Consider the following 18,631-nt stretch of genomic DNA (forward strand, 5'->3'; position numbering starts at 1 on the left):
GAGCCAACATGAGCGAGATCAAGGGAGCTTCCGTCGTCATCGTCGGCGGCGGCGTGACCGGTCTCTCCGCCGGCTGGTGGCTGGCGCGCGAGGGCGTCGACGTGCTTGTGCTGGAAAAGGGCCTGATCGGCTGGGAGGCCTCCGGCCGCAACGGCGGCGGCTGCTCGCACCACCATTCGCCGCTCTTCGCTGAAGAACAGCGGCTCTGGCCGATCATGGACGAGTTGCTGGGATATCCGACCGAGTTCAGGGGCGAGCGCATCCGCCTTGCTTCCAGCGAGCACCAGATGGCGCTCTACGGCCGCGCCCTGCGAAACGCCGAGCGGCAGGGCTTCCAGTCGGACATGCTCGACGTCCGGCAGGCGAAGGAACTCGTGCCGCTGGCGGGCGACACCATCGTCGGCGGCTATCACTACAAGTTCGGCGGCCATGCCAATCCGCACCGCACGCTGCAGGGCTATGCCTGGGCGATGCAGGACCATGGTGGGCGCATCCTGCAGCATACGACGGTCACCGGCTTCCGCAGCGAAGGCGGGCGCGTGACGGCGGTCGAGACCGACCGTGGGGTCATCGGCTGCGACAGCCTGGTGCTCGCTGCCGGCCCACAGACCGGACGGCTCTCGGCGATGCTCGGGCAGGAGGTGCCGGTGCAATCGGCCCGCTGCGAGATGATCGTGACGGAGCCGTTGCCGCTGATGCCGCTCGGCGGCGTCGACGGCTGCGGCCTCTATGGTCGACAGACCCTGCGCGGCAACCTCGCCTATGGCGGCGGGCCGCATGAATGGCTGGCCATGGCCGAGGAAGGCACGCCGGCGAAGCCGACCACGCCGCTGATGCTGCATATGGGCAAGCGCCTGGCCGAGCTTCTGCCGAAGGCGGCACATGCCCGCATCATCCGCTCCTGGGCCGGCGTGATCGAGAATACGCCGGACGGCCGTCCCGTCATCGACCGGTTGGATTCACAGGCGAATGTCGTGGTCGCGACTCTGTCGAGCGTCGGCTTCGGCCTCTCGCCCGCGAGCGGCCACGCAATCCGGGACCTCGTCGTCGACGGCGCGTGCAGCTTCGCCGATATTTCCACCTTCAAGCTGTCGCGCTTCGCGAAGCTGGAGCCGAACTGGCGGGAATTGCAGGGCTGGCAGGTGACGGCGGCGACCGAAGCGCTGGTCGCGTGACGGTCCAAGACCGGAGCAAAGTCGTCAGGCAGCCGTGGCCTTCATCGCCGGTGGCCAATTGTGGGTCTCGCCCTTGCGGCGGGACGCCCAGGCGTAGAGCGCATCGTAGATGATGAAGCCGCGCTTCAGCACCTCGTGATCGTCCGGGGAGAGGTCGCGAAGCCCCATCGAGATCGCCAGAAGTCCGGCCGATTGCGGCGTGAGATCGTGCCGGTCCGTATCGGCGCCGCGAACGATCGCGGCAATCGTGGCGATGGCCGGATCCTTGGCCAGATCATGCTTCTCGACGAAGGCATCGAAGCTGCACCCCTCGCCGAAATGCGTGTATTCGACACCGGGTACGTCATAGGGAATGGCGCCGCTTTCCTCGGCCACCTTCCTGACCTGATCCGGCGGCACGAACAGGAACTCCGGCTCCTTGTCGATGAACCGCATGATCAGCCAGGGACAGGCGATCCGATCGATGACGGGGCGCTCGCGTGTGACCCATTTCATGGCGTAGGCCTCCCTTCAGCGATGATGAGCGGAACGGTTGGGGCGCCGATCGCATGCCAGGCGGCAATGCCGCCTGCGAGCGAGCGGGCATCGAGGCCGCGACGGCGAAGTTCGGCGACGGCGTTGCCACTGACCTGGAATCCGTAGACGCAGTAGGCGACGATCGGCTTGTCCTTCGGCAGGTCCCCGGCCCAATCGGCGATCTGTTCCGGCGCGCGCAGTTGCGCCCCCGGGATCATGTCGCTGCGCTTCGCCAGGTCCTCCGCGAGGCAGACGTCCAGCAGGAGGAGGTCTTCCTGTCGCTGCAAGCGCGCCAGCAGATCCTCGGCGGCTACGGTGTCTCCGGGAACGTCGGCGGCAGCTAAGCCGACCGCGCGTCGGTTCACGGCGAGCCGCTGGAACCGAGCGCCAACCCGCTCCCAATGGATGTTCTTCATGAAGGCGTCGACATAGGCTCCGGCTTTAGCCCCGAAATCGATGTGATAGGCGTGCTCGTACATATCGAGCGCCATGATCGGGATACTACCGGCGAGGTAGCTCGTGTGATCCTGCCCCCATTGGATCATCAGGCGTTCGTGGCGCTCCGACCAGACCAGCAAGGTCCACCCCGAGCCGCCGGCTTGTGCCTTGGCGCAGGCCGAGAATTTCGAGCGCCAACCGGCGACACTGCCGAAATCCCGCTCCAGCGCCAGCGCCAGGTCCCCCGCGGCATCGCCGGTGCCGCCGAGCCCGTCGAAATAGATCTCATGCAGGATCGCCGAATTGGCGGCGACGAGTTCCTCCCGCTTGAGGCCGTTGATGTCGAACACCGGCGCCTGGCTCCAGTCGAGCTCGTCGAGGCGGCGCTCGATGGCGTTGAGGCGTCGCACGGCGCCTCCGTAATTGTTCTCGTAATGGCTCGCCAGAAGCCGCTCGGAGAGCGCGTCAAGGCGCGGCGGCTTGAACGGCAAGGGCATGATCCGATGCATGGCACCCTCTCCAGGATACGCAATGACCGGACACTACGCTCGAATCAAAAATGATACAAGTGTTGCTTCTTACATTTCAAATGATACGGTACGAACATGAATGACGATGCGAATTCCGCGGAGCAGCGCTGGCTCCTGCTGATCCACCAGTTGCCGAGCAAGCCGGCGTATTTCCGGGTGAAGATCTGGCGGCGCCTGCAAGGGATCGGCGCCGTCGCAGTGAAGAGCACGGTCTACGCACTGCCCGCGAATGCCGAAACTCAGGAGGATTTCGAGTGGCTGCTGAAGGAGATCGTTGAAGGCGGCGGCGAGGCCATGATCTGCGAAGCGCGTCTGATCGACGGCCTCTCGGACAGCCAGGCACGAGCTCTCTTCGACGCGACACGCGATGAAGATTACGAGGAAATCTCCAAGGAGGCGCGCGCTCTTTCCGCCCGGCTCACGGCAACCGCCACGCCCGAGGACAAGGCGGAGGCTCGCTCGCAAACCGGTCGTCTGCGGAAACGGCTCGCAGACGTCGCCGCCATCGACTTCTTCGGAGCGACCGGCCGCCTTTCGGCCGAGAGCCTGGTCGCCGAGATCGAGCGCAGGCTTGCAGAGGATGCCCATATGACGACGCCGTCGCCGGAAACACCGACGCGAACTGCAGCCGACCTCAAGGGCCATGTCTGGGTGACGCGCAAGGGCGTGCATGTCGACCGGATCGCCTGTAGCTGGCTGATCCGCCGCTTCATCGATCCCAGTGCCGTCATCCGCTTCGTTCCGGGCAAGGGATACGAGCCCGAGCCAGGAGAGCTGCGCTTCGACATGTTCGAAGGCGAGATCACGCATGAAGGCGATCGTTGCAGCTTCGAAGTCCTGCTCTCTCGCAGCGGCATCGCCGATGCGGCGCTCCAGGCCGTTTCCGAGATCGTCCACGACATCGATTTGAAGGACGGCAAATTCGGGCGCGAGGAAACGACAGGCATTGCGAGCCTGATTTCGGGCGTCTGCACCGCATACCCTCAGGACGAAGAACGCATTGCGCAAGGCGCGGCTGTCTTCGACAACCTCTATCAATACTTCAGGTCGAAGCGCGCCTGACGACCGGGGAATGTGATGAACAAGAGCGAGACCATCGACGCTGCGCCTCCCAATCGGAGCGCCGAGCCCGACCATGGGATTTCATTCGGTGAGGCTCTGCGCGTCTGGGCGCGAGTCGCAGCGCTCAGCTTCGGCGGCCCTGCCGGGCAGATCGCGGTGATGCACCGCATCATCGTGGAGGAGAAGCGCTGGATCGGCGAGACGCGGTTCCTGCATGCGCTGAACTACTGCACCTTGCTTCCCGGGCCGGAAGCACAGCAACTGGCCGTCTATATCGGCTGGCTCCTGCACAAGACCAAGGGCGGCCTCGTCGCAGGAACCCTGTTCGTGCTTCCCGGCCTCATTGCCATCATGGCGCTGAGCTGGATCTACGCCATCTTCGGCAATGTCGGGAGCGTGCAGGCGCTGTTCTTCGGGTTGAAGGCGGCGGTGCTGGCGATCGTGCTCGAAGCCGTGCTCCGGATCGGCCGGCGCTCCCTCAAGAACGGAGTTATGATCGGCCTCGCCGCGGCCGCCTTCCTCGCCCTGGCACTCTTCCATGCGCCCTTCCCGCTTGTCGTTCTTGTAGCGGGCCTGATCGGCTATGTCGGCGGCCGCGCCGGCTGGTCCGCATTCCGGGTGGGAGGCGATCACGGCAAGGTCGGAGGTAAGCAGGTCGCCGACATCGATTCGGCGCTCGGCGATGGCATTCCGGCACATGCCAGGCCGCCGCTGAGTTGGTCTTTGAAGGTCGCCGCCATCGGCTTCTTCCTCTGGTTCGCTCCGATCGCCGCCTTGCTGGCGACGCTCGGCCGAGGCGACGTGTTCACCGAGATTTCCATCTTCTTTTCCAAGATGGCGATGGTCACCTTCGGCGGGGCCTATTCGGTCCTGTCCTATGTCGCCCAGCAGGCGGTCGAGCATTACGGCTGGCTGAAGCCGGGTGAGATGCTGGACGGCCTCGGCATGGCCGAAACCACGCCCGGGCCGCTGATCATGGTCACGCAGTTCGTCGGCTTCATGGGGGCCTACCGTGCGCCGGGCTCGCTGAATCCGCTGCTGGCCGGCACGCTCGGCGGATTGCTGACGACCTGGGTGACCTTCGTTCCCTGCTTCCTCTGGATCTTCCTGGGCGCGCCGTTCATGGAGACAATGCGCAACAACAGGGCGCTTTCCGCCGCTCTTGGGGCGATCACGGCCGCCGTCGTCGGCGTCATCCTGAACCTGTCGATCTGGTTCTCGCTGCACGTCCTGTTCGCCGAAGTCCGCCAGATCCGCGCCTATGGCATGGAACTCGACGTGCCGGTCCTGAGCACGGTCAACGTCGCCTCGCTGCTGTTGACGCTGGCCGCCATGATCGCCGTGTTCCGCTTCAAGGTCGGGATGATCAAGGTCATCGCAGCATGTTCGGCGGCCGGCTTGCTCTACGGGATGCTGCACGGCCTCACCTGACGGAAATATTGCCCGTCGACAGCACCAAGTATCGGAGCGTGTCGAGCCGGATCGCGCCCGCCGCCCAGCGCGGTTGCGCAGCATCCGCAACCCGTCAAGTCCTCCAGCTGGTCCGTAACAGTTACACGCTTCTGATGATCGGCCGAATGCTGTTCGATAGCCGCCCCGATGATGCGTGCGCGAGGCGTGTGATGACTCGTTCCACCGGACCTTTCCCGCTCGCGACGAGGCGAGACGCTCTCGTCACGGCTCTGATTGCCTCGGTGGCGATGGCCACTGGCATCAGCCCCGTCACGGCCCAGACCGATCCGCTGCCCTCCTGGAATGACGGGAACGCCAAGCAGGCCATCAAGACCTTCGTCGAGAAGGTCACACGGCAAGGAGGCCCGGATTTCGTCCCGGTGGCCGAGCGGATTGCCACCTTCGACAATGATGGAACGCTCTGGTCGGAGCAGCCGCTCTATTTCCAGGGCATGTTCCTGCTGGACCGGATCAAGGCGCTCGCGCCCGGCAGGCCGGAATGGCAGACGCAGGAACCCTTCAAGTCCCTGCTCGCCGGAGACCTGAAAGCCGTCACGGCAAGCGGAACCAGGGGAATCGAAGAGCTCGTCCTGGCGACCCATGCGGGGATGGACAGCGCCGAGTTCGAGCGGAGCGTCAAGGAGTGGATGGCGACAGCGCGGCATCCGAAGTTCAACCGCCCCTATAACCAGCTCGTCTACAAGCCGATGGTCGAGCTGCTGGCCTATCTGCGGGCAAACGGCTTCAAGACCTATATCGTCTCCGGGGGCGGGGTAGAGTTCATGCGGCCCTGGGTCGAAGCAGCCTATGGCATTCCGCCCGAACAGGTCGTCGGGTCCAGCATCAAGCTCAAATATGAACTCGTCGGCGACAAGCCGGAGCTGCAGCGGCTGGCCGAGGTGGATTTCATCGACGACGGTCCTGGCAAGCCCGTCGGCATCGCCAAGTTCATCGGCCAGCGCCCCGTCTTCGCCGCCGGCAACTCTGACGGCGACTTGCAGATGCTCCAATGGACGACCCTCAACACGGGTCCGCGCTTCGCACTCATCGTGCACCACACCGACGCCGAGCGCGAATTCGCCTACGATCGGCAGTCCCAGGTCGGGAGGCTCGACAAGGCCCTCGATGAAGCTCCGTCGCGCGGATGGCTGGTCGTCGACATGCGCAACGACTGGAAGACGATATACGGCCCGTAGCAGATCCGAAGGCAAAGCCGCCGATCTTCAATCCGCGGGAGCACGGCGCCGGTTTCGCCTGCGAGGCGCCGGCAAAATGTGCCGGCGGCCATTTCGATCTGCTGATCCGCTCGGTGACATTCGCGACATAATGAAATCGGCCGGGTAGAAGCCGTGCTTGACCAGGCCTGCCCTCCTGCCGGTCACGATGACGGCGAGAGTTCTGGACGCAAGGCGGCCTGCAATACTCCTGCCTCCCGGCGAAGGGCCGATGCCGGAATAATGGCAAGGCGCCTTTGCGCCGACTGCGCCGAAAATCTTCAGCCCGGTTCGCTCAGCCGAGCGCGCTTCGGAACGGCATACCCGCCTGCGCTCCCGGTGCAAGGCAGGAGAGAGCGGCGGCGCGGCAGCCGAGGTCAAGCGCCTGCTGGAGATCCAAGCTCTCATCGAGAGCAGCCGCGATCGCGCCGACGAAGGTGTCGCCGGCGCCTGTCGTATCGACCGGTTCGATATGCGGAGCGGGCACGTGGAACGTTTCGCCCTCCGGCGTGTACGCGAAGGCGCCCTCGGCACCGGCCGTGACGATGCAGAGCGTCGCGGTGCCCGCGATCAGGCCCGCGATCTCGCCGCCCGGTTTCCCGAGAATGGCGGCGATATCGGCGGCCTCGTGCTCGTTGACGATCAGGACATCGCTGGCGGCGAGCAACGCCGCCGCATCCGCCGCCGGGAAGCCGTCCGGCACCGGCGCGCAGTTCCAGATGACGCGCCCGCCCGATTGCCGGACGCGCCGCGCAAGCGCCAGCGACTGTGCGAAGGGCACCTCCATCTGCAGCACAAGCGTCGTGCCGGCGGTCAACAGCGCCCCCGGCACGTCGTCCGCGCTGGGCTCGAGGTTGGCGCCGCTGGCGACGGTGATCGCATTCTCCGCGCGCGCATCGACGGTGATGAAGGCGCAGCCTGTCGGAGCCGCGCCGGCACCGACCAGATCGGTCCCGACGCCGTTGGCGACGAGGTTGTCGATCGACTCGCGGCCGAAGCCGTCATCGCCGACGCGGGCCGCCATGGCGACCCGGCCGGGCGCAGCCAAGCGCGCCGCGGCAACGGCCTGGTTCGCTCCCTTGCCGCCGAAATGGCGCTCATAGGACGGAGCGAGCACCGTCTTGCCCGGTCCTGGAATGGTCGCGACCCGCGCGACCAAATCGACATTGATCGATCCGAAGACCAGGATCATCGGGCCCTACCCTCGTTTCAGCCTTCGGCATCCATCTGATGCAGCTTCTCGACACGGCGGCGGAAATCCTCGTCGGTCGAGAACTCGGCGGAGAGATAGGACGAAATCAGATCGCTGGCGAGCCAGGGGCCGACGATCTTGGCGCCGATACACATGACATTGACGTCGTCATGCTCGACGCTCTGATGGGCGGAGTGGATATCGTGGCAAACCGCGGCGCGGATGCCCTTCATCTTGTTGGCGGCGATCGAGGCGCCGACGCCGGTGCCGCAGACCATGATGCCGCGCTCGGCCTCGCCGGACGTGACCTTGCGGGCGACTTCGCGGGCGATGTCGGGGAAATCGACCGGCTTGTCGTCATGGGAGCCGACATCGATGACCTCGTGGCCCAGCGATTTGATGTGGTCGATGACGTGCTGCTTGAGGGACCAGCCGGCATGGTCGGAGCCGATGACGAGGCGCATGGGAGTTCCTGTTGGTTGGAGCGAAGCGCCGGCGCCCTTGTCGGGCGCCGGCGAGGAATGGATCAGCCGCGCATGTTCGCGGGCAGTTCGGTGCCGTGGAACTTCTTGTAGATCGCGTTGAGCTTGCCGTTCTTGAGGTTCTGCTCGACCCAGGCGTCGAGCTTCTCGAGCAGCTTGGGCTCGCCCTTCTTCACGCCGACGGCGAGATCGAAGTTGGTGATCGAGACCTTCGGCTCGAAGGGACGCGCAGGCGCCTTGACGCCGATCTGCGAGACGATCGTCGCCGAGGTGGCGACGCAGTCGGCCTGGCCGGAGATGGCGGCGGTGACCATCGTCGCATCGTCCTCGAAGCGGGCGAGCTTGAGGTCGCGCTCCTTCATGTTGGTCAGCGTCGTGTCCTGCGTGGTGCCGCGCGAGACCGCGATCGTCTTGCCCTTCAGATCGTCCCAGCTCTTCACATCGAGGGATTTCAGGCAGCCCACGACCGACTGCAGCGCGGCATAGGGCTTGGAGAAATCGATGACCTTGGCGCGCTCGGGCGTGACCGAGAGCGTCGAGATGATGATGTCGGCCTTGTTGGTCTGGACGTTGGGGATGCGGGTCGCGCCGGTCGTCTGGACGAATTCGAGCTGCAGGCCCCAATCCTTGGCGAGGAGCTCGGCGGTCTCGACATCCGAGCCGGTCGGCTTCATCGCGCCGTCGATCATGCCGGACGGCGGGATCGCGAGATCGGTCGCGATGCGGATCTTGCCGGCCTTCATGATGTCGTCGAGCATGTCGGCGCGGGCGGCCTGGCCGGCGCAGGCGAGCGCCGCCGTGCCGAGCAAGGCAATCGTGAGAAAGCGTTTCATCTTTGGTTTTCCTTCCCTTTTTGGTCGTTAGAGCCCGGTTCCGACGAACTGGGCGAGTTCCGGCGTGGCCGGTGCCGACAGGATCGAGGCACTTCCGGCCTCGTGAACCCTGCCCGCGTGCATGAACACCACCTGATCGGCGATGCCCCGTGCGAACCCCATCTCATGGGTGACCATGACCATGGTCATGCCGTCGGCAGCGAGCTGCTCGATGACCTTGAGCACCTCGCCCGTCAGCTCCGGATCGAGCGCGGAGGTGACCTCGTCGAACAGCATCACCTTGGGCTGCATGGCGAGCGAGCGGGCGATCGCCGCGCGCTGCTGCTGCCCGCCGGAAAGCTGCTCGGGATAGGCGTCGAGCTTTTCGGACAAGCCCACCTTCGCCAGCATCACCTTGGCGAGCTCTCGGGCCTCGGCCTTCTTCATGCCCTTCACCGAAACCGGCGCCAGCGTGATGTTCTGCTCGATGGTGAGATGCGGGAACAGGTTGTAGCTCTGGAAGACGATGCCGACATCCTGCCGCAGCGCCCTGAGATCGATATCGACAGCGTCGACCCGGTGATCGCAGACGCGGATCTCGCCGGAATCGATCTTCTCGAAGCGGTCGATGCAGCGCAGCGCAGTGCTTTTGCCGGAGCCAGAGCGGCCGATCAGCACCAGCACGTCGCCGCGCGCGACCGTGAAGCTGACGCCGTCCAGCACCTTGAGGGTGCCGAAGCTCTTGTGGACCTTGTCGAGGACGACGATGGGACGTTCAGCGGTGGGACGTTCCTTGCTCATGGCTTTGAGTCTCGTCAGGCCGGCATCAGCTTCGCGCGGCCGACGCCCATGCGGCGTTCGAGACGCCGGCTTAGGAGCGAGATCGGGAAGCATAGCGCGAAGTAGATCAGGGCGATGATCGCGTAGATCAGGAAGGGTTCGAACAGCGAGTTGTTGATGATCTGGCCGGAGCGGGCGAGCTCGACGAAGCCGACGACAGAGGCCAGCGAGGTGTTCTTGATGATCTGCACCATGAAGCCGACCGTCGGCGGCGTCGCGATGCGCATGGCCTGGGGCAGGATGACCTTGAGCATCCGCTGCGTGCGGCTCAGCCCCAGCCCTTCGGCCGCTTCCCATTGCGGGCGCGGCACGGCCTGAATGCAGCCGCGCCAGATCTCGCCGAAATAGGCGCCGACATAGATCGTCAGCGAGGCGCCGGCCGCCCAGAGCGGCGTGATCGCGAAGCCGAGCGCCGAGAGCCCGAAATAGCCGAGGAACATGATCACGAGCAGCGGCGTGCCCTGGACGAGCTGCACATAGGCGCCGCTGATCAGCCGCACGGCCTTGCTCGGCGACACCCGGGCAAGCGCTATCAGGAAGCCGACGAGGCCGCCGCCGATCAGCGCGACCGCCGACAGCCCGATGGTCCAGAGCGCGCCCTGGCCCAGAAACAGGAGATGGTTCGCGTTGAGGGAGCCGCCCATGACGATCCTCTAGAGCGGCGTGCCGAGGCGCCGGCGGCGCGGGAAGAGGACGAGCCCGAGCGCCCAGAAGGCGGCGCGCAGGACGAGCGAGAGCGCGATGTAGCCGAGCGCGACGAGGATGTAGGTCTCGAAGGCGCGGTAGGTGTCGGACTGGACGTAGTTGGCGACTGCCGTCAGCTCCTCGGCCGAAATCTGCGAGGTGACGGAGGAGGCCAGCATCAGCAGCACGAACTGGCTGGTCAGCGAGGGATAGACCTTCTCGACCGCCGGCAGCAGGATGACGTGCCAGTAGATCTGGAAGCGCGAGAGCGCGAGACCTTCCGCCGCCTCGATCTGGCCGGGCGGGATCGACTCGAAGCCGGCCCGCATGATCTCGGCGGTATAGGCGCCGACATTGATCGCAAGCGCCGCCGCCGCGACCGAAAAAGCCGAGAATTTCAAGCCGATGCTGGCGAGGCCGAAATAGACGAGGAAGATCTGGACGAGCAGCGGCGTGTTGCGGATCGTCTCGACATAGCCGGCGCAAAGCCCGGCAATGAAGCGGTTGCTGCTGCCGCGGCCGATGGCGCAGAATGTGCCGATCGCGCCTCCGATCAGGATCGCCATGAAGGCGAGCTGCAGCGTCATCACCGCACCGTCGAGGAAGAGCGGCCAGCGCTCCAGAACGACGGAGAAGTCGAGGTCGAGACCCATCGCCGCCGTCAGGCCCGGTTCGTCATGCGGTCATAGACGCGGAAGAGCGCCTGATTGCCGTTGCCGCCCTCACCATGGGCGCGGGCCTCGATATACTGGCTGGTGACGAGCGCAGTGCCCGGCAGTGGCACCGAGAGCGCCTGCGCCTGCTCCTGCACGAGGCGCAGATCCTTCAGCATCAGGTCGATGCGGAAGCCCGCCCCGGCATCGCCGGCGATCATGGCAGGGCCGAGCTTCTCGAGCATCCAGGACGCCGCCGAGCCTCCGAGCAGCACGCTGCGCATCTGCTCGAGATCGACGCCCGAGGCGCGGCCGAGCGCGATCGCCTCGCAGACCGCCTGGATGTTGATGCCGCAGATCAGCTGGTTGCAGAGCTTCACCGCCTGGCCGGCCCCCGGAGCGCCGACATGGGTAATGGTCGTGCCCATGCCGCGGAAGAAGGGTTCGGCCCTGGCGAAGGCGGCGGCGTCACCGCCCGCCATGATCGTCAGCGTCGCGTTCTTGGCGCCGATCGGGCCGCCGGAGACCGGCGCATCGATGAAGTCGGTGCTCGCAGCCTTGAGGTCGGCATGGATCCTGCGGACGGCGACCGGCGAGATCGTGCTCATGTCGACGATCAGGCGGCCGCGCGGCGGCGAGGCCAGGAGACCACCCTCGCCATAGACGACATCCTCGACCTGCGGCGTGTCCGGCAGCATGGTGATCGCGATATCGGCCTCGGCCGCAGCCTCGGCCGGGCTCTTCGCCGGCTTTGCGCCTTCCGCCGCCAGCGTCGCAACCGCATCCTCAACGATATCGAAGACGGTGACCTTGTGCCCAGCCTTCAGAAGATTGCGCGCCATCTCCCGGCCCATCGTGCCGAGGCCGATGAAGCCGACGCTGCCCGTCTGGTTCTGTCCCATGCTCTGTTCTCTCGGCATTGTCTCTGGAAACCGGAGCCTCAGGCCCCCTGCGCGCTGCGCGTCTCGGGCCGGTCGCCTTCGCCGGTGACGGCGCGGCGGCGGTACTCGTCGCCGATCGCGAAATGGCGCCGCAGCGTCACCTCGGCACGATCCGGATCGCGCCCGACGATGGTGTCGAAGACGCGCTTGTGGTCGTCGATCAGGTAGCTCTTCATCGAGCCGAACTGCTGGACGAGCTCGCGGCGGCTGCGATGCGAGCGCGCGAGCAGCGTGGACATCGATTCATGCAGCACTGCGAGCGTCGGCGAGCGCGACGCCAGCACGATGGCGCGGTGGAACTCGAAATCGGCCGCACCACCCGCATCCGCATCGTCGATCGTCTCGCCTATGCGGACGAGCGCGCGCTGCAGCCGCTCGAAATCGGCAATGGTGGCCCGCTCGCAGGCCAGGCGCACGGCCTGGCACTCAATCGCGATGCGGGCCTCCATCACGTCGTCGATGAGGTCGGCCTGCTGTGCCAGGGCGAGCGTGAAGAAGTCCTTCAGCATCGAGGCGTCCGGCCGCTTCACGATGGTGCCGACGCGCTCGCGGATCTCGACGATGCCGAGCATGTGCAGCGCGCGCAGCGCCTCGCGCACGATCGGCCGGCTCACCCCGAGCTGGGCGGCCAGTTCGCGTTCGGCCATGAGCCGCTCGCCCTGCTTCAGCGTGCCGTCGAGCAGCCGCTCCCGCAGATAGGCGAAGACGCGCTCGAACCCCGACGCGCTGTCGGTACCTTGAGCATCCATCCCTGAAACCATTCTTCTTCGTTCTGGTAAGACCAGTACGATGACCAGATTGAAAGGTCAATCGGGGGGCGCAATGACGAAAGGGGCGCCCGGCGAGCAGTGCTGCAAAGCTCAGCGCACCGGCGTTCGCGAAGCCTTCATCCTCAGCCGGGCCGGCCCGCTCCGGGCGCTGCTCGCGCTGGCCGTGATGGGCCTCTCGCTCACGGCGCGGTCGCGGGTCGTCTCGCCCCCCTCCGCATCCGGCGCTGAAACGGCTTCCGTCCGATGGTCCGGGCGTGGCATGCAGGGCGCGGCGTTTCCGCCCTTCACCGCCTGCTCGAGATTCCGCCATGTCCCAGACCTCCATCTCCTTCGGCCTGATCGGCGCCGGCATCATGGGCGAGCGCATGCTGCGCGCGGCGCTGGACCAGCCGGCGACGGCCCTGCGCGTCTGCGGCATCTGGGACCCTTCCGCCGAAGCCATGGAGCGGATCGCCACTGCCCTGCCCGCAGTGGCGCAGCAGCCGGACGCCGCTGCCCTGATCGCGGCGAGCGATTGCGTCTACATCGCCTCGCCGCCCTCCTCCCATCTCGCCCACGCCCGCGCGGCGCTCGCCGCCGGCAAGGCTGTGTTTTGCGAGAAGCCGCTTGCCGTCGATCTCGCGGATGCGCGCGCCTTCGTCGCGGAGGCAGGAGAACGCGGCGCGGTGAACTTCCCCTTTGCCTCCTCGCCCGCCGTGGCACGCTTGCGGGACTGGATCGCCTCCGGCGTGGTCGGCACGCCCGAGCGCGTCACGATCGAGGTCGCTTTCGCGAACTGGCCGCGCTCCTGGCAGGTTGATGCCGCCGGCTGGCTCGACGGCCCCGCGCAGGGCGGCTTCACCCGCGAGGTCGTCTCGCATTTCCTGTTTCTGACCCGGCGCATCGCCGGCCCCTTCGCCGACCTTGCCGCCAAGGCCAGCTTCCCCGAAGCCGGCAAGAGCGAACGCCGCATCGAGGCGACGCTGACCGCAGGCGCCCTGCCCGTCACCCTGACCGGCAGCGTCGGCACGACCGCCAAGGACGACCACAACGTCTGGACACTGGAAGGCGACAAGGGCGCGGTGCGGCTCTGCGACTGGTCGCATGCCGAGCGCCGTCGTCCCGACGGCAGCTGGGAGCGCGACCCGGAGGCGCTCTCCCAGAACGAGGCTCGGCCGCTGGCGCTGCGCCGCCAGCTCGAAGGCGTGGCGAAGCTCACGCGCGGGAAGCCGCACCACCTTGCAACGCTGCGCGAAGCGTTCGATGTGCAGGAAATCGTCGAAACGATCCTGAAGAGCGCCTGACGCGCCCATCGGACGGTGGCGGCGCCCCGGCCTCATTCCGGGCGCCGCCTGAACTGGCATAAATTTGCGGCGGAAGGGCCAGGAATCCGGTCCGCGAGATGATTTTACTCCCTGACCCTGAGAATACAGAAAAACACCCTATCTGATGTGAATTGAGCTGCAGCCCGCTCGTAGCGTAAAATCCCTGTTCGAAAGACCGAACGGGGATGGGTATTGCTGTGGCGATTCTGGACGTCATCGATCGACAGGGCCTGAGCCATCACAATGGGTCGTCGCCGACGCTCGCGGAGGCCACGTGATGGCCGCCACGACGAAACGCGTCCCGCTGCCGGCAATCCTGCTCGCCAACGACCTTCTCGACGGCGATGTCGTCTTCGCCGCAGCCGGCGATGCCGGAGCCCTCATCTGGACGCGCGATCCAGCGCCGGCCCTCGTCGCCGCCGACGAGGCCGCGGCGGAGCGGCTGGAGGCCTTCGCTGCCGCCGAGCTGCGCGGCAACAAGGTCGTCGACGCCTATCTCGTTGACGTCGCCATCGAGAGCGGCAGCCCCGTACCGCGCCATTTCCGCGAGCGCTTCAAGACGCTCGGCCCCAGCAATCGTCCCGATCTCGGCAAGCAGGCCGGTGAAGGCATCGCCTCCGCGCCGAAGGGCTGATCCATGTATCGTTACGACGAATTCGACGAGCGTTTCGTCCGGGAGCGGGTGGCGCAGTTCACCGACCAGGTCGCGCGCCGGCTCGACGGCTCTCTGACCGAGGACGAGTTCAAGCCACTGCGGCTCAAGAACGGCGTCTATCTCCAGCTCCACGCCTATATGCTGCGGATCGCCGTTCCCTACGGCACGCTGAACTCGCGGCAGCTGCGCCAGTTGGCCCTGATCGGCGAGCGCTATGACCGGGGCTACGGCCATTTCACCACGCGCCAGAATCTGCAGTTCAACTGGCCGAAGCTGCGCGACATCCCGGCGATCCTCGGCCTGCTCGCCGATGTCGAGATGCATTGCATCCAGACCTCGGGCAACTGCATCCGCAACGTCACCGCCGACCACTTCGCCGGCGTGGCGCAGGACGAGATCGAGGATCCGCGCCCGACCGCCGAGCTGATCCGGCAATGGTCCTCGGCCCATCCCGAGTTCAGCTACCTGCCGCGCAAGTTCAAGATCGCTGTGACCGGCGCCGAACACGACCGGGCCGTGACCAAGGCACACGACATCGGGCTCAGGCTCCGTCGCCACCCCGATACACATGAGGTCTGCTACGAGGTCAGCGTCGGCGGCGGGCTCGGCCGCACGCCGATGATCGGCAAGGTGGTGCGCGACTACCTGCCGAAGCAGGACCTGCTCGCCTATCTCGAAGCGGTCATGCGGGTCTACAATCTCGAAGGCCGGCGCGACAACAAGTACAAGGCCCGCGTCAAGATCCTCGTCCACGAGATCGGTGCCGAGGAGTTCACCCGCCGCGTCGAAGCCGAGTTCGCCGAGCTCAACGGTCCTTCGATCAATGCAGATCCCGACGAAGTCGCGCGGATCGCCGCCTATTTCGCACCGCCGCGCTACGAGGCGCTGCCGTCCGTCAGCAACACGCTGGAGGCGGCCAAAGCCGCGAACCCGGCCTTCGCCCGCTGGGTCGAGGTCAACACCCACAAGCACAAGGCGCCCGGATATACGGCGCTGACGATCTCCCTGAAGCCGCTCGGCCAGGCGCCGGGCGACGCGAGCAGCGAGCAGATGCGCCTCGTCGCCGATCTGGCCGAGCGCTACTCCTTCGACGAGCTGCGCGTTACCCATGCGCAGAACCTCGTGCTGCCGCATGTGCGCCAGCGCGACCTCCCCGCTATCTGGCAGAGGCTCGGGGAAGCGGGTCTCGCAGAAGCCAATATCGGCCTCGTCACCGACATCATCTCCTGCCCCGGCCTCGACTACTGCGCGCTGGCGACGGCCCGCTCGATCCCGATCGCGCAGGCGATCCAGCAGCGTTTCGCCGATGCAGCGCGCCAGCGCGAGATCGGCCCGCTCGGCATCAAGATCTCCGGCTGCATCAACGCCTGCGGCCACCACCATGTCGGCCATATCGGCATTCTCGGCCTGGAGAAGCGCGGCATCGAATCCTATCAAATCACGCTCGGCGGCGACGCCACCGAGAACGCCGCGATCGGTGAGATCCTCGGTCCAGGCCTCGCTGCCGAGGAAGTGCCGGACGCGATCGAGCGGATCGTCGCCGTCTATCTGACCGAGCGAAGCGAGGGCGAAAGCTTCATCGACAATGTCCGCCGTATCGGCCTTGCGCCGTTCAAGGCCGCGTTCCAGGAGACCGCCCGTGCCGCTGCTTGACCGGAATGGAAGTCGGGAAGATCGCTGGACCCGCAGCGAAGGCGCCGCGATCGGCAACATCCCGGCCGCGCTCGTGCCGTGGGAGGCTCTGGCTGAGGCGCTCGAGGCGCGAACGCCCGATCAGCAGATCGGCGTGATCCTGCCCAACTCCGTCCCCTTCGCCGCGCTCGCGCCGTTCCTGCCACGACTTGCGCTGGTCGCCATCGCCTTTCCCGCCTATTCGGACGGTCGCGGTTTCAGCCTTGCCCGCCAGATCCGGCGCGCCGGCTTCGAAGCTGAAGTCCGCGCCAGCGGCCCCCTGATCGCCGACCAGTTCGCCTATGCCCTTTCCTGCGGCTTCGACACCATCGAGCTGCCTGAGGCGAGCGCAGCCCGCCAACCCGCGCCGCAATGGCTGCATGCTCGGGAATCGTTCAGCGCCACCTATCAGCGTGGCTATGGCGAGGCCGGGCGCAACATCCTCGACCAGCGCCGGGCGGCGGCAGCCGCGGCCCCCATCGCGGCGGAGTGAGCATGACGATCTCGACCGCCGCGCACAGCTCCGTCGAACGCCCCGGCGGCGCCGCGGGCATCAACGAGGACGGCCTGAACGCCGAGTTCGAGGCCATGCTGCCCCGCCAGTCTGCGAGCGAGGCACGCGGGCGCTGGTTCGATCTTTGCTTTCGCCTTATCATCCTAGCACTGGCCGCGTTGTGGCTGCTGACTCCACCGGCGGGCGGCGAGCACAGTGCGGCAGATCAGAAGGCCGCAGCGACCACGCAATGATCGACAGACAGCCCGAAACCACCGCGGCGCGCATCGAGCCGCTGGCGACGCTGCCGCTCTTCCACAAGCTGGACAGGCGCAAGGTTGTGCTCGCTGGCGCGACCGAAGGCGCGCTGTGGAAGGCTGAGCTGCTCGCCGCGACCGGAGCGGAGCTTCATGTCTTCGCCGATGGCGAGGCTGGGCTGTTCGCGGGACTTTCGCAGGGCGAGACCGGCGGTCGCGTCCATCTGCACGACCGGCCCTGGCAGGCTGGCGACCTCGTTGACGCCGCGATCGCCGTGGCCGATCTCGACGATGCCCATGCGGTCCGCGCCTTCGTGGCCGCAGCCCGGCAGGCGGGCGTCCCGGTCAACATCGTCGACAAGCCGGAATACTGCGATTTCGCCTTCGGCGCGCTGGTCAACCGCTCCCCGCTGATCGTCGCCGTGTCCACGGATGGCGCCGCGCCGGTTTTTGGCCAGGCGATCCGCACCAAGATCGAGGCTCTGCTGCCGGCAGGGCTGAAGAATTGGGCGCAGGCCGCAGCCGACTGGCGCCCGTCGGTCCAGGCTCGCGAACTTCCCTTCGCGCTGCGGCGCGCCTTCTGGGAGCTCTTCGCCGGTAGGGCGATGGCCGAACCGGGGCGCGCCCCTAGCAAGCAGGACGAGGCGGAACTCTTCGCGCGGCTCGCACTGATCGAGGCCGCGCATGACGGCAAGGGCCGAGTCACACTGGTCGGTGCTGGCCCGGGCGATCCCGAGCTGCTGACGCTGAAGGCGATCCGCGCCCTGCAGAGCGCCGACATCATCCTCTACGACGATCTCGTCTCGCCCGGCGTGCTCGAGCTGGCGCGGCGTGAGGCCAAACGCATGCTGGTCGGCAAGACCGGCTACGGCCCCTCGGTGAAGCAGGGCGACATCAACGCGCTGATCGTCTCGCTGGCGTCACAGGGCAAGCATGTCGTGCGGCTGAAGGGCGGCGACCCCGGCATCTTCGGACGCGCCGGCGAGGAGATCGAAGCCTGCCAGGCTGCCGGTGTTCCCGTCGCGATCGTGCCGGGCATCTCGGCCGCGCAAGGCGCGGCCGCCTCGCTCGGCCTGTCGCTGACCCATCGCGACCATGCGCGGCGCCTGCAATTCGTCACTGGCCATTCGCGCAAGGGCGAGTTGCCTGATGATCTCGACTGGCGCGCCATGGCCGATCCTGCCGCCTCGACCGTGATCTACATGGCGCGTGCCACCTTGCCCGGCTTCCGCGAGCGCGCCATCGCCGCCGGGCTCAACCCGGAAACGCCGGCCGTCGCCGTGCTCTCCGCCACCCGCCCGGACGAAACGCGCGTCGCTGCGACCATCGCGACCCTGCCGGAGCGGCTAGGCGAACTACCGGCGAGCGGCCCCGTTCTGGTCCTGCTCGGCCACGCCTTCGGCCCGGCTCTGGCCGACGCCAATCCGGCAGCTGACCGCCGCCGTGCCTGATAGCGGCCCGGCCTCATCGCCGGGCGGGAACGTCATCGC

The 18,631-nt window shown here is 66.7% G+C and carries 20 protein-coding genes; 10 read left to right on the plus strand and 10 right to left on the minus strand.

What is annotated here, in order from left to right:
• Positions 1–8: 8 nt before the first annotated feature.
• A complete protein-coding gene (locus tag AC1DIN_RS13045; RefSeq protein ID WP_476810124.1) occupies positions 9–1,175 on the plus strand; it encodes an NAD(P)/FAD-dependent oxidoreductase in 1,167 nt (388 codons plus the stop codon).
• A 24-nt stretch (positions 1,176–1,199) separates the two neighbouring features.
• Here AC1DIN_RS13045 and AC1DIN_RS13050 read toward each other — a convergent pair whose 3' ends face one another.
• Both AC1DIN_RS13050 and AC1DIN_RS13055 read right to left on the minus strand, forming a co-directional pair.
• Positions 1,200–1,670, minus strand: a complete 471-nt coding sequence (locus AC1DIN_RS13050) for a chromate resistance protein ChrB domain-containing protein (protein WP_476810125.1) — start codon at positions 1,668–1,670, stop codon at positions 1,200–1,202.
• Positions 1,667–2,638, minus strand: a complete 972-nt coding sequence (locus AC1DIN_RS13055; RefSeq protein WP_476810126.1) for a Fe-Mn family superoxide dismutase — start codon at positions 2,636–2,638, stop codon at positions 1,667–1,669. The genes AC1DIN_RS13050 and AC1DIN_RS13055 overlap by 4 nt, the downstream gene beginning before the upstream one ends.
• 96 nt (positions 2,639–2,734) lie before the next feature.
• Between AC1DIN_RS13055 and AC1DIN_RS13060 the strand changes: the two genes are divergently transcribed.
• The 3 genes from AC1DIN_RS13060 to AC1DIN_RS13070 all read left to right on the plus strand — a co-directional run bounded on the left by AC1DIN_RS13060 (position 2,735) and on the right by AC1DIN_RS13070 (position 6,369).
• Complete coding sequence (locus tag AC1DIN_RS13060; protein WP_476810127.1) at positions 2,735–3,721, plus strand: chromate resistance protein ChrB domain-containing protein; 987 nt, start codon at positions 2,735–2,737, stop codon at positions 3,719–3,721.
• Positions 3,722–3,736: 15 nt separating this feature from the next.
• Complete coding sequence (chrA, locus tag AC1DIN_RS13065; RefSeq protein ID WP_476810128.1) at positions 3,737–5,152, plus strand: chromate efflux transporter; 1,416 nt, start codon at positions 3,737–3,739, stop codon at positions 5,150–5,152.
• A 269-nt stretch (positions 5,153–5,421) separates the two neighbouring features.
• On the plus strand, positions 5,422–6,369 hold the full coding sequence (locus AC1DIN_RS13070) for an HAD family hydrolase (protein ID WP_476810272.1): 948 nt from the start codon (positions 5,422–5,424) through the stop codon (positions 6,367–6,369).
• 313 nt (positions 6,370–6,682) lie between these two features.
• On the opposite strand, the gene AC1DIN_RS13075 is transcribed toward AC1DIN_RS13070, so the two are convergent.
• The 8 genes from AC1DIN_RS13075 to AC1DIN_RS13110 form a co-directional block, all read right to left on the minus strand.
• Positions 6,683–7,579, minus strand: a complete 897-nt coding sequence (locus AC1DIN_RS13075; protein WP_476810129.1) for a ribokinase — start codon at positions 7,577–7,579, stop codon at positions 6,683–6,685.
• A gap of 17 nt (positions 7,580–7,596) precedes the next feature.
• On the minus strand, positions 7,597–8,043 hold the full coding sequence (rpiB, locus tag AC1DIN_RS13080; protein WP_441470505.1) for a ribose 5-phosphate isomerase B: 447 nt from the start codon (positions 8,041–8,043) through the stop codon (positions 7,597–7,599).
• Positions 8,044–8,105: 62 nt separating this feature from the next.
• Positions 8,106–8,894, minus strand: a complete 789-nt coding sequence (locus AC1DIN_RS13085) for a transporter substrate-binding domain-containing protein (RefSeq protein ID WP_476810130.1) — start codon at positions 8,892–8,894, stop codon at positions 8,106–8,108.
• 27 nt (positions 8,895–8,921) lie between these two features.
• Positions 8,922–9,674, minus strand: a complete 753-nt coding sequence (locus tag AC1DIN_RS13090) for an amino acid ABC transporter ATP-binding protein (RefSeq protein ID WP_441470507.1) — start codon at positions 9,672–9,674, stop codon at positions 8,922–8,924.
• A 14-nt stretch (positions 9,675–9,688) separates the two neighbouring features.
• Entirely contained in the window at positions 9,689–10,357 is a 669-nt protein-coding gene (locus tag AC1DIN_RS13095; RefSeq protein ID WP_476810131.1) for an amino acid ABC transporter permease, read from the minus strand.
• A 9-nt stretch (positions 10,358–10,366) separates the two neighbouring features.
• Positions 10,367–11,050, minus strand: a complete 684-nt coding sequence (locus AC1DIN_RS13100) for an amino acid ABC transporter permease (RefSeq protein WP_476765154.1) — start codon at positions 11,048–11,050, stop codon at positions 10,367–10,369.
• A gap of 8 nt (positions 11,051–11,058) precedes the next feature.
• Positions 11,059–11,970 carry an NAD(P)-dependent oxidoreductase gene (locus AC1DIN_RS13105; protein ID WP_476810132.1) on the minus strand — a complete coding sequence of 304 codons (912 nt, stop codon included), beginning with the start codon at positions 11,968–11,970 and terminating at the stop codon, positions 11,059–11,061.
• A gap of 20 nt (positions 11,971–11,990) precedes the next feature.
• A complete protein-coding gene (locus AC1DIN_RS13110; protein WP_441470511.1) occupies positions 11,991–12,740 on the minus strand; it encodes a FadR/GntR family transcriptional regulator in 750 nt (249 codons plus the stop codon).
• Between the two features lie 329 nt (positions 12,741–13,069).
• On the opposite strand from AC1DIN_RS13110, the gene AC1DIN_RS13115 reads away from it, so the two are divergent.
• From AC1DIN_RS13115 to cysG, 6 genes are all read left to right on the plus strand, one after another.
• The gene (locus AC1DIN_RS13115; RefSeq protein ID WP_476810133.1) at positions 13,070–14,044 is read left to right on the plus strand and encodes a Gfo/Idh/MocA family protein; all 975 of its coding nucleotides are present in this window, start codon (positions 13,070–13,072) and stop codon (positions 14,042–14,044) included.
• A gap of 298 nt (positions 14,045–14,342) precedes the next feature.
• Complete coding sequence (locus AC1DIN_RS13120) at positions 14,343–14,699, plus strand: DUF2849 domain-containing protein (protein WP_476810134.1); 357 nt, start codon at positions 14,343–14,345, stop codon at positions 14,697–14,699.
• A gap of 3 nt (positions 14,700–14,702) precedes the next feature.
• On the plus strand, positions 14,703–16,373 hold the full coding sequence (locus AC1DIN_RS13125) for a nitrite/sulfite reductase (RefSeq protein WP_476810135.1): 1,671 nt from the start codon (positions 14,703–14,705) through the stop codon (positions 16,371–16,373).
• Positions 16,360–16,884, plus strand: a complete 525-nt coding sequence (locus tag AC1DIN_RS13130; protein ID WP_441470515.1) for a DUF934 domain-containing protein — start codon at positions 16,360–16,362, stop codon at positions 16,882–16,884. The genes AC1DIN_RS13125 and AC1DIN_RS13130 overlap by 14 nt, the downstream gene beginning before the upstream one ends.
• 2 nt (positions 16,885–16,886) lie before the next feature.
• Positions 16,887–17,138, plus strand: a complete 252-nt coding sequence (locus AC1DIN_RS13135; RefSeq protein ID WP_476810136.1) for a hypothetical protein — start codon at positions 16,887–16,889, stop codon at positions 17,136–17,138.
• Positions 17,135–18,592 carry a siroheme synthase CysG gene (gene cysG, locus AC1DIN_RS13140; protein WP_476810137.1) on the plus strand — a complete coding sequence of 486 codons (1,458 nt, stop codon included), beginning with the start codon at positions 17,135–17,137 and terminating at the stop codon, positions 18,590–18,592. Before AC1DIN_RS13135 ends, cysG begins: the two co-directional genes overlap by 4 nt.
• The last annotated feature ends 39 nt before the right edge of the window (positions 18,593–18,631 follow it).

The organism is Allobosea sp. 05T438, from assembly GCF_056396025.1.

Coding starts and splice junctions, on each gene's coding strand:
- cysG (WP_476810137.1), top strand. CDS start 17,135: ATGATCGACAGACAGCCCGAAACCACCGCGGCGCGCATCGAGCCGCTG.
- AC1DIN_RS13060 (WP_476810127.1), top strand. CDS start 2,735: ATGAATGACGATGCGAATTCCGCGGAGCAGCGCTGGCTCCTGCTGATC.
- AC1DIN_RS13095 (WP_476810131.1), bottom strand. CDS start 10,357: ATGGGCGGCTCCCTCAACGCGAACCATCTCCTGTTTCTGGGCCAGGGC.
- AC1DIN_RS13085 (WP_476810130.1), bottom strand. CDS start 8,894: ATGAAACGCTTTCTCACGATTGCCTTGCTCGGCACGGCGGCGCTCGCC.
- AC1DIN_RS13110 (WP_441470511.1), bottom strand. CDS start 12,740: ATGGATGCTCAAGGTACCGACAGCGCGTCGGGGTTCGAGCGCGTCTTC.
- AC1DIN_RS13120 (WP_476810134.1), top strand. CDS start 14,343: ATGGCCGCCACGACGAAACGCGTCCCGCTGCCGGCAATCCTGCTCGCC.
- chrA (WP_476810128.1), top strand. CDS start 3,737: ATGAACAAGAGCGAGACCATCGACGCTGCGCCTCCCAATCGGAGCGCC.
- AC1DIN_RS13100 (WP_476765154.1), bottom strand. CDS start 11,050: ATGGGTCTCGACCTCGACTTCTCCGTCGTTCTGGAGCGCTGGCCGCTC.
- AC1DIN_RS13125 (WP_476810135.1), top strand. CDS start 14,703: ATGTATCGTTACGACGAATTCGACGAGCGTTTCGTCCGGGAGCGGGTG.
- AC1DIN_RS13075 (WP_476810129.1), bottom strand. CDS start 7,579: ATGATCCTGGTCTTCGGATCGATCAATGTCGATTTGGTCGCGCGGGTC.
- AC1DIN_RS13055 (WP_476810126.1), bottom strand. CDS start 2,638: ATGCATCGGATCATGCCCTTGCCGTTCAAGCCGCCGCGCCTTGACGCG.
- AC1DIN_RS13135 (WP_476810136.1), top strand. CDS start 16,887: ATGACGATCTCGACCGCCGCGCACAGCTCCGTCGAACGCCCCGGCGGC.
- AC1DIN_RS13105 (WP_476810132.1), bottom strand. CDS start 11,970: ATGCCGAGAGAACAGAGCATGGGACAGAACCAGACGGGCAGCGTCGGC.
- rpiB (WP_441470505.1), bottom strand. CDS start 8,043: ATGCGCCTCGTCATCGGCTCCGACCATGCCGGCTGGTCCCTCAAGCAG.
- AC1DIN_RS13090 (WP_441470507.1), bottom strand. CDS start 9,674: ATGAGCAAGGAACGTCCCACCGCTGAACGTCCCATCGTCGTCCTCGAC.
- AC1DIN_RS13115 (WP_476810133.1), top strand. CDS start 13,070: ATGTCCCAGACCTCCATCTCCTTCGGCCTGATCGGCGCCGGCATCATG.
- AC1DIN_RS13045 (WP_476810124.1), top strand. CDS start 9: ATGAGCGAGATCAAGGGAGCTTCCGTCGTCATCGTCGGCGGCGGCGTG.
- AC1DIN_RS13050 (WP_476810125.1), bottom strand. CDS start 1,670: ATGAAATGGGTCACACGCGAGCGCCCCGTCATCGATCGGATCGCCTGT.
- AC1DIN_RS13070 (WP_476810272.1), top strand. CDS start 5,422: ATGGCCACTGGCATCAGCCCCGTCACGGCCCAGACCGATCCGCTGCCC.